Genomic DNA, 8,459 nt, shown 5'->3' on the forward strand with positions numbered 1-8,459 from the left:
GGGCGGGTGTGTTCCCCGGGGACTGTGGGCGTGGTAGAGCCGCCACCCCCGGAGTGCCCGGGAACTGTCGAGGACGATGATGCTCAGGACGGTCACCGCCACGCGCTACGTGACGCCGCTACGCGAAGGGGGCTCTTTGCCCGCCATCGTGGAGGCGAACGACGCGGGGCTCTATGTCGTGAAGTTCCGGGGGGCAGGCCAGGGCGCCAAGGCGCTCATCGCCGAGCTGCTGGCCGGAGAGCTGGCACGCGTGCTGGGCCTGCGGGTGCCGGAGCTGGTGTTCGTGGAATTGGACACGTCGCTGGGGCGCAACGAGCCGGACAGTGAGATTCGCGAGCTGCTCAAGTCGAGCGCCGGGCTGAACCTGGCGTTGGACTACCTGCCGCGCTCGGTGACATTCGATCCGCTGGCGGTGCCGGTGCCGGAGGCCCAGGTGGCCTCCGCCATCGTGGCATTCGACGCGTTCGTGACCAACGTGGACCGCACGCCGAAGAACCCCAACCTCCTGGTGTGGCACCGCAACCTCTGGCTCATCGACCATGGGGCGGCGCTGTACTTCCACCACTCATGGGACGGCTGGGAGGAGCGCAGCCAGGGGCGCTTCGCGCCCATCAAGGACCACGTGCTGCTGCCGTGGGCGCATTCGCTGGCGGAGGCCGGGGACCTGCTGCGCGAGCGGGTGACGCGAGAGGTGGTGGAGCGCATCGTGGGGTCGATTCCGGAGGCGTGGCTGGGCCAGGAGCCCGCGTTCGCGTCCACGGCGGAGCACCGCGCGGCGTACGTGACGTGGCTGATGCGCAGGCTGGAAGCGGCGCCGGCGTTCATCGAGGAGGCGACGCGTGCCCACGCCCAGCTCGTTTGACTACGCCATCATCCGGCTGGTGCCCCGCGTGGAGCGCGAGGAGTTCATCAACGTGGGCGTGGTGCTCTTCTGCGTGCAGCACCGCTTCCTGGGCGCGCGCGTGGAATTGGATGAGGCGCGGCTCAAGGCGCTGTCACCGGACGCGGACGTGGAGCTGTTGAAGGGCCACCTGGAGAGCTTCCGCCGCGTGTGCGTGGGCGGGAAGGACGCGGGGCCCATCGGGCGGCTGCCACAAAAGGAGCGCTGGCACTGGCTGGTGGCCCCGCGCAGCACCATGCTCCAGACGGGCCCCGTGCACGTGGGCCTCTGTGACGATCCAGACCGCTCGCTGGAGCACCTGCTGGACACGATGGTGCGGGTGAAGCCGGCGGTCTGATGCAGGGCCTGGGCGCGTCGCTCCACGCCCTGGTCGTCATTCCTCCTGGAGGTCCTTCAACCAGAACCAACGCCCGTTGGAGCGCAGCGCGCCTCCGAGGAACTCCGAGAACGAGCCGGTGATCTGCGCGCAATACACCGGGTCGGGGAATCCTTCGCGGTAGCCATCGCGGATGGGATAGCAGCCATCGGTCTGCTGGCTCACGTCGAGCAGGATGTAGTTGCTGTCCTGGACCTCGCAGACCGAATACCAGGACGCGGAGCCTGACTTGTCGGTGTCGTCCTGGAGCATCACCACCCGTGCACGGCGAATCTCCGCCAGGGGATGGAATGCGAACTCAGGGTTGATGCGGTCGAACAGGTTGGCACCGTCGCAGTGCAGGTAGAAGGCACGCAGGTCGGGGTCGAGGCGCCACCCCACCCTTTGCTCGAACGCTTCGATTTGCGCAGGGGTCGCGGGCGGCTTGGGGAAGTGGAGGCGCGACACCTCTTCGAGCAATTCGATCACGGGAAGGAGATGTTGCGCACCGAGACGGCGTGCGTTCCATCTTCCGCCCACAGCTTGAGGGTGTAGGGACCCAGTGCCGTCGATGACGGCAGTTCGAATTCCACGATGACCTGGCCCTCCGTATCGGGGGCGATGGGCTCCTGCGACCAGATGCCGAGTGCGGACACGGTGCGTCCGGTTGCGTCCACCAGCGCAGCCCCCATGGGCCGCCAGGGCACGTTCAAGCGGTTCAGCAACATTGCATTCACCGCGGCACGCGTGGCGACACGGAAGGCGGTGACCCGCCTCATCGACAGTGCCTCCCTTTGCATCCTTTGAATGGCGTCCGTCAGGTCACGGAAGGCCACGCCCTCATCCTTCATCACCTTTGAGGCCAGCAATCCAGTCAGTCCATCGGGCCGCGCTTGCGTCGCGCGCAGGCGTTCCACCTCCGCCTGCGCGCGGCCGACCTCCGCGCGAAGTTGTCGAACCTCCTGCTGATAGGACGCCAAGGAGCGTGGGTGGCGGTACAACTCCACCTGACGCTGCGCCAAAGCCGGATGCACCACCAGCACCAGCTCCGCACGCGCAGGAGCCGCCCCATCCGCGAAGATGAGGGTCAGATTCAACCGGGTGCCTTCCTTCACATCGTTCCGGGGCAGCAGCGCGAGCGTGTCCGTACCTTCCATGATCCGGCGGAAATTCTCCCGCCCGGTCAGCGCCCACCGCGCGACGGGCGAATCGCTCAACACCCAGGTGGCCAGCCCCGGACTGATGTTGAGTTCGTGCGGCCTCCCCTCCTGCTCGGCGGACACTTCGATACGGCCCACACCCTCCGCGTCGGAAGCATCCTGAACCTGGGCTGCGGCTCCTGAAGCCAGGGTGAAAGCCGCCACCAGGGCGACCTTCAATACGGACGCGACAGCGCCATGACTCCGGGCAGCAAGAAGGCGCAGGCTCACTCGAAATGGTCCACGGCACGCAGGTAGACCGTGCTCGTGACGACCGCAGTGTCGTCCGTGCTGCCCTTCAAGAGGGTCACCCCGTGCTTGATCCCACTTCCTTGAAAAATCTCCATGCATACCGGGTAGCGCTCGCCCTTCTTGGTGCGGACCTCCGTGAAGCGGCCGTACAGGTACTCTCCTCGGACGAAGCGACCGAGCACCAGGGTTCCACCCGGGAGCTTGCCCATTGCTTCGATCATTTCGAGGCGACCCGGTCCTTCCCGTACCGAGATGGGTCCCACATCATTGAACCGGTCATCGAGCGCCGCATCGATGAACATTTCCACCTTGATCCCCAACGTCCGCATGGACTCCACGGCCCCCGCCGGACACTCCTCGGGCGGTGGCGAGGCCCGCAACTGGGGCCCTGCGGGGCAGGCCAGGCTGGAGCAGGTCGCGGCGGCGAGCAGGGCGCGGGACGCCGCCGCACGGGAACGGGTACGACGAGCAGGCGCGGGAGAGGTCTTCGTCACGGGCGTTTCTTCTTTCCACGAATGCGCCACCTGGGAGGCGACGGCCACAGGGGGAACCGCCACCCACGGTGGCGTGACTGCGGCCCGGGCAGCTTCCGGTGAAGCCTCGGCGGACGCCACTTCCGGATCCGACTCCGGGCGCGACGACAGGCGGGACCGAGCAAGGCCTCCCCACGCCGCCACCAGCACCGCCACCCCGCACGCCAGCAGCACCGCCACCCCGCACGCCAGCAGCCCCCACTTCTTCCATCCAGTTCCCCACCGACGAGCGGAACGCGGCGGTGGCAGCGGCGCCAGGACTGGCATTGGCATGACCGGTGGAACAGGCACCCGTCCCCGATGCGGTGGTCCCGATGCCTCGCCATGCACCATCCAGGCGTCGTGCTCCTCGGCCTCGTCCGGAGGCACCGGAGCCAGGGAGACCTCCGCGACGTCCGGGAGCAGCGGGACATCCCACGCAGCGTCCATCACCAGCGCCGCCAGCGCTTCGTCCAGGGCCCTGGCACCTTCTCCGCGCGCCTCGGGCGCCTTCGCGAGCAGGCGAAGGCACAGCTGGCCCAATGCCTCTGGCACACGTGCGTTGCACACCTGGGGCGGCACCGGGGGCTCGTGGATGACAGCGTCGATCTCCGTGGCGGTGTCGGGCGACTCGAAGGGCCGCCGGTCCGTGAGCATCCAGTAGAGGACGACCCCCAGCGCATACAGGTCATCCGCGCGCGAGGCCTCGTAGTGGGCGCCCTCCTGTCGCCCGTGTTCCCGCAGATAGGCCAGCGACTCCGGACTGCGGTACTGCGGCGTGCCGGGCGGCAGGATGCCTTGGGTCAGCCGTGGCGCGCCCTCGTAGTGACCGACGCCCACGTCCAGCAGCACCGCCTGCCCGGTGGACTCACGCACCTGGATGTTGGACTCCTTGATGTCCCGGTGCAGCGTCTGCCGTGCGTGCATCGCCTCCAAGCCACGCGACAGGTCCCGCATCAGCGCCACCACGCGCCGGGCACTGGGATTCTCCTCCCGAACCCAGTGGTGCAGCGTGCGACCCTCCACCAGTTCCATGGCCAGGTAGAACCACGTGGGCCGCTGCTCCGGATGCAGGCCGCAATGGCGGAAGCCCACCACGTTGGGATGCTCCAGGCGCATCAGGATGGCCACCTCCCGCGCAGCCCAACCCCCAAGTCCCATCCGCGACTGGAGCTTCAACGCGAAGGACTCGCCTCCACGTCGGGCGCGATACACCACGCCACTGCCACCCCGGCCCAGCAGCGCCTCCACGATGAAGCCGCCAACGTCCGTGCCCGGCAACAGGTCCGCGAAGTGCTGGCCGTTCACGCGTCCACCCTCTGTATCCGGAAGTCTCCTGCGTCAGCGTTCCGGTCGCGACGACACGAGAGGCCGGAAAGTCTAACACCTTGGAGACCCGGGAAGTCTAACCAGGACTTGAGACCTGGAGCACGGGCTTTGCGCTACGCTCCTTCTCCACGCATGGACGAACAACTGGGGAAGAAGGTGGGCAAGGCCGCGCGCGAAGCCCGCGCGAGGTTGGGCCTGACGCAAGCGGAGGTCGCCGCCACCGTGGGGATGAACTCCATGGTCTACAGCCGGGTGGAGCGCGGGAAGATGGTCCCCAGCGCGACGATGCTGTGCAAGTTGAGCATGGCGCTGCGGGTCTCATCGGACGAACTGCTGGGACTGGCCCGCACGGAAACGGAAGCCCGCCGTGAGGCCCAGAAAGAGCCTCCCGCGCTGCGACGACTGGTGACGCTGGCGCGCGAACTCGAAGAGGAGAAGTTGGACGCCCTCGTCGCCATGGCTCGCGCGCTGTCCCGCTAGGAAGCCTTCCTACCCCCGATGCTTCGCGGGGAAGAGGTCCTCGTCTTCCAGTTCGACCTGGTCTCGGACGGCACTGGCATCAGTGATGAGGCGCATCAGTTCCTCCGCTGCCTCCTTGCGTCCATACAGCCGGCCTCCGTCCCGCTGTTGCTCCCGGCCCAGGCAGTCGCGCAGTGCATCCCGAAGGGCGCCCGCGGTGGCCTGTCGCGCCCCAGGCTCCCGTCGCAAGGCCCGCTGGAGCGCGGCCCCAAAATCCCCGGGGAGCTCCGAGACCGCATGGGCGACATCCTCGGGCGTGTAGCGCTGCACCTGCGCCAGCATGCAGGTCAGCGGCAGGGAGGGCTCCTCCTCCACCTGAACGCCATGGGGTCGGGAGTGTTCTTCCAGGCCTCCGCCGTTCAACGCCTCCTGGAACAGGTGCCGCCCGGTGGCCAACTCCAGCAACAACAGCCCCAGGGAGAAGAGGTCCGAGGCGGGCGTCAGCGGGGCCCCCTGGAGGTATTCCGGCGAGGCATAGGCCACGTCTCCCTTGCGGAGCTGCCCCTGGGTTTCCTCGCGACCGACCAGGTGGGAGTAGGCGGCACCGAAGTGCGTCAGCTTCACCGCGCCGTCACGGGCCACCCGAACGTTGCGCGGGCTGACATCCCGATGCACCAGGCCCAGGGGACGGCCCGCATCATCGGCCAGCGAATGGGCATGTTCGAGCGCGTCCGCCAGCTCGGCCCCCACGAACAGGGCGAAGGCCACGGACACGGGACGCTGCCGCATGGCCATCAGGCACAACACGGTGTCCATGGAGGGACCGTCCACGTACTCCATGATGACGTAGGGCTTGCGCTCCCGGACCTTGAACTGGTGCACCTGGGCGATCGCGGGATGGTGCAGGCGGTAGGCAAGCTGCACTTCCTCCACGAGCCGGTGGCGCCTCGCCTGCGTGGCCGGGGTGTGCAATCGCTTGATGAAGACGGGGCCCGGCAGGCCGTGCGGTTCGTGGCGCTCGGCCAGCATCAGCACCTCTCCATTGGGGCGGCGGTCCACGGTGCGCAGGAAGACGTAGCGGGTCTCCGCGATCTGGAAGAGGACGCGCGGTCGCTCGTCGTCAGAGGGGCGTTCGCCTGGAAGGTGATTCCGGCCGGAGGGGTGGACGGGGTCGGTGGTCTGCAAGTGGCCTCATTCTACATATAGACCTCCGGAGTCTACCAACAAGTTGACCTGACCAGAAGACGCCTCAGCTGCCTCCCCGAGTCATCCGCCAATCAACATCTCTAATGAATGCCGCCGCTGACGGTACAGGCAAGCAGGCGGGCGCTTCGTCCGCTTGTCGGCACATGGCGGGCCCTCGCGATGAATCCGGCGCCGAGCGCTGCGAAGGGGCCTGGACGTTCGTACCTTTGCTTCCCACCTTTCGCCGCAGGAACCCTGGAGGTGGCGACAGGCCCATGGACGCATCCCCATTGCGCATCGTCACGTACAACGTCCGCTACTTCGGCCACATGCTGAAGGGCCTTGCGAGCACCATCGGCCCCAAGCGCCGCGTGGCCGCCGCGCTGGCCACGCTGGACCCGCTGCCGGACGTCGTGTGCCTCCAGGAGGTGGAGACCTCCTCGCTTCGCAGCAACATCGTCCACCGGCCGACACGCCCGGGGGAGACCCAGTTGGAAGCCTTCATGGAGCGCGTGGAAGAGACCTTCGCGCTCCAGGGGCGGGCGATGCCCTACGAGGCGTTCTACTTCCGCGCCCACCACTACAAGCTGGGCGAGCTGTCGCTCTACACCACCGGGCTCGCGATGCTCGTCAACACGCGCACCCTCCAGGTGGACAAGCACAACGTGGAGGCCCCGGAGCACATCACGCACCACCACGTGCAGGGCCTGAAGGAGCGCAAGCAGAGCCGCATCTGCGCGCACATGCGCGTGCTGCGCCGCCACGACCAGCGCGCCTTCCACATCTTCAACACGCACCTGAGCCTGCCCACGCCGTTCGCCCGCGAGTTCTGGGCCACGCGCGACAAGATGGGCTGTGGCAGCAACCAGCTCCACGAGGCACGCAAGCTCACCGAGTTCATCCAGTTGCACTCGAAGACGGAGCCGTTCGTGGTGTGCGGGGACTTCAACTCACCGCCGTCCTCACCGGTGTACCGCTACCTCACCGGCGATGCGCACCTGACGTGCGCGCAGGCGGCCGTGGGGCAGATCGACCCGAAGCTTTCACGCGCGTTCCCCACCGCCGGCTTCATGCGCCTGCGCATGCACCTGGACCACCTCTTCTCTGGCGGCGGCGTGAGCTGGCTGGACGCGGATGAGACCCTCCCCTTCGGCGACCTCACCAGCCGCTTCCACGGCCTGTCCGACCACGTGCCCCTCATCGCCCGCTTCAACCTGGACACGGCCTCGGCCACCCCGGCGCTCATCACCTGACGTGACGCGGCCTCAGGCGGGGTCGCGCTCCAGCGCCTCCCACGCGTCCAGGATTTCACGCGTGCGGCGCTCGGCGAGCGCGTGGAACTCCGGCGCCAGGTGCGCCACCTTGTCCGGGTGGTATTGCGCGATGAGCGCGCGGAACGCCTTGCGCGCCTCGTCCTTCGGCGTGCCCCGCGCGATGCCCAGCACCAACCACGGGTCCTTCGCCTCCGGTTCGGCGGCGGCCGGAGGAGGCACCGCGCGGCGGCCCCTGGGCGGCGTTTCGTCGGAGGACCCGGAGCGCGGCGGTGCCTCATCCCGGGCGCTGGCGGGTCCGTAGCGGGGTGGCGCTCGCGGGGCGCGCTCAGGACGACGCGTGCCGGGGCGCTTCGCCGGGTCGGGCGCGGGGATGCCCGGGCTCAGCCGGCTCAGCGCCTCCTGGAGGAACCACAGGTCGTCGGCAGGCCCCCCCTGCTTGCGCACCACCGTGAGGGGTCGGCCTCCCTTCAGGAGCAGGTAGCCGGTGGACGCCGCGTACGCGCCCTTCTTGTCCTCCGGGTAGAGCCGGTCCCCCAGGTCACCCAGTGGGTCACGCCACATGCCCTCCGTGGTGCCTTCATCCGCCACCAGCACCTGGGCCAGCACGTCGCCAAACAGGTCCTCCAGCGCGGCGAAGGGCTCGCGCGCCTGCGGAGGACGCGTCATCGCGGCACCGTGGCGCACCCCCGTCACCAGCAGCAGCCCTGGCGCGGAATCCACGAACGCGAAGAGCTTCTCGCGCACCTGCTTGTCGGAGAAGTAGAGGACGGCCTGCACGTCCCCTCATCCTGTGGAAGCCCCAGGCGTTTCTCAACCGCCGCCTTCCGCCCCTGTCACCTTCCCGGGCCTCCGTCCAGGAGACCCAGGGAGGCCTGGACCCTGAATTCCGGATAAGCCGGTTCGATGTGGCTCGACCCCGGCACGGGCTTGCGGAAGAGTCAGCCCCCTCATGCGCTGCTGCCACCGCCACGCCCCCGCCGCCGCCGGGTCCTC

9 protein-coding genes are annotated in these 8,459 nt (G+C 68.4%); 4 read left to right on the forward strand and 5 right to left on the reverse strand.

Annotation, left to right across the window (positions count from 1 at the left end):
* The first annotated feature begins 79 nt into the window (after positions 1–79).
* A complete protein-coding gene (locus tag D7Y13_RS33780) occupies positions 80–862 on the forward strand; it encodes a HipA family kinase (RefSeq protein WP_120534040.1) in 783 nt (260 codons plus the stop codon).
* The gene (locus D7Y13_RS33785; RefSeq protein WP_120534026.1) at positions 840–1,238 is read left to right on the forward strand and encodes a DUF3037 domain-containing protein; all 399 of its coding nucleotides are present in this window, start codon (positions 840–842) and stop codon (positions 1,236–1,238) included. Before D7Y13_RS33780 ends, D7Y13_RS33785 begins: the two co-directional genes overlap by 23 nt.
* A gap of 36 nt (positions 1,239–1,274) precedes the next feature.
* On the opposite strand, the gene D7Y13_RS33790 is transcribed toward D7Y13_RS33785, so the two are convergent.
* Genes D7Y13_RS33790 through D7Y13_RS33800 form a run of 3 tightly spaced genes read right to left on the reverse strand, consistent with a single transcriptional unit; the run spans position 1,275 to position 4,527 of the window.
* A complete protein-coding gene (locus tag D7Y13_RS33790) occupies positions 1,275–1,745 on the reverse strand; it encodes an SMI1/KNR4 family protein (protein WP_120534027.1) in 471 nt (156 codons plus the stop codon).
* Positions 1,742–2,686 (reverse strand): DUF2381 family protein, encoded by a 945-nt coding sequence (locus D7Y13_RS33795; protein ID WP_158620490.1) that lies wholly within the window; start codon positions 2,684–2,686, stop codon positions 1,742–1,744. Before D7Y13_RS33795 ends, D7Y13_RS33790 begins: the two co-directional genes overlap by 4 nt.
* Complete coding sequence (locus D7Y13_RS33800) at positions 2,683–4,527, reverse strand: serine/threonine protein kinase (RefSeq protein ID WP_120585785.1); 1,845 nt, start codon at positions 4,525–4,527, stop codon at positions 2,683–2,685. Before D7Y13_RS33800 ends, D7Y13_RS33795 begins: the two co-directional genes overlap by 4 nt.
* A gap of 153 nt (positions 4,528–4,680) precedes the next feature.
* Between D7Y13_RS33800 and D7Y13_RS33805 the strand changes: the two genes are divergently transcribed.
* Positions 4,681–5,028, forward strand: coding sequence for a helix-turn-helix domain-containing protein (locus D7Y13_RS33805; protein ID WP_167508799.1), 348 nt, complete (start codon positions 4,681–4,683; stop codon positions 5,026–5,028).
* A 9-nt stretch (positions 5,029–5,037) separates the two neighbouring features.
* On the opposite strand, the gene D7Y13_RS33810 is transcribed toward D7Y13_RS33805, so the two are convergent.
* Positions 5,038–6,192: a serine/threonine-protein kinase gene (locus D7Y13_RS33810; protein ID WP_233595963.1), complete on the reverse strand. Its 1,155-nt coding sequence runs from the start codon at positions 6,190–6,192 to the stop codon at positions 5,038–5,040.
* 275 nt (positions 6,193–6,467) lie between these two features.
* On the opposite strand from D7Y13_RS33810, the gene D7Y13_RS33815 reads away from it, so the two are divergent.
* Positions 6,468–7,445 carry an endonuclease/exonuclease/phosphatase family protein gene (locus tag D7Y13_RS33815; RefSeq protein WP_120585784.1) on the forward strand — a complete coding sequence of 326 codons (978 nt, stop codon included), beginning with the start codon at positions 6,468–6,470 and terminating at the stop codon, positions 7,443–7,445.
* A gap of 12 nt (positions 7,446–7,457) precedes the next feature.
* Here D7Y13_RS33815 and D7Y13_RS33820 read toward each other — a convergent pair whose 3' ends face one another.
* Entirely contained in the window at positions 7,458–8,243 is a 786-nt protein-coding gene (locus D7Y13_RS33820) for a J domain-containing protein (RefSeq protein ID WP_120585783.1), read from the reverse strand.
* Positions 8,244–8,459 lie beyond the last annotated feature (216 nt).

This window comes from Corallococcus praedator (genome assembly GCF_003612125.1).
Taxonomy (GTDB): Bacteria; Myxococcota; Myxococcia; order Myxococcales; family Myxococcaceae; genus Corallococcus; species Corallococcus praedator.

Coding starts and splice junctions, on each gene's coding strand:
- D7Y13_RS33815 (WP_120585784.1), top strand. CDS start 6,468: ATGGACGCATCCCCATTGCGCATCGTCACGTACAACGTCCGCTACTTC.
- D7Y13_RS33780 (WP_120534040.1), top strand. CDS start 80: ATGCTCAGGACGGTCACCGCCACGCGCTACGTGACGCCGCTACGCGAA.
- D7Y13_RS33805 (WP_167508799.1), top strand. CDS start 4,681: ATGGACGAACAACTGGGGAAGAAGGTGGGCAAGGCCGCGCGCGAAGCC.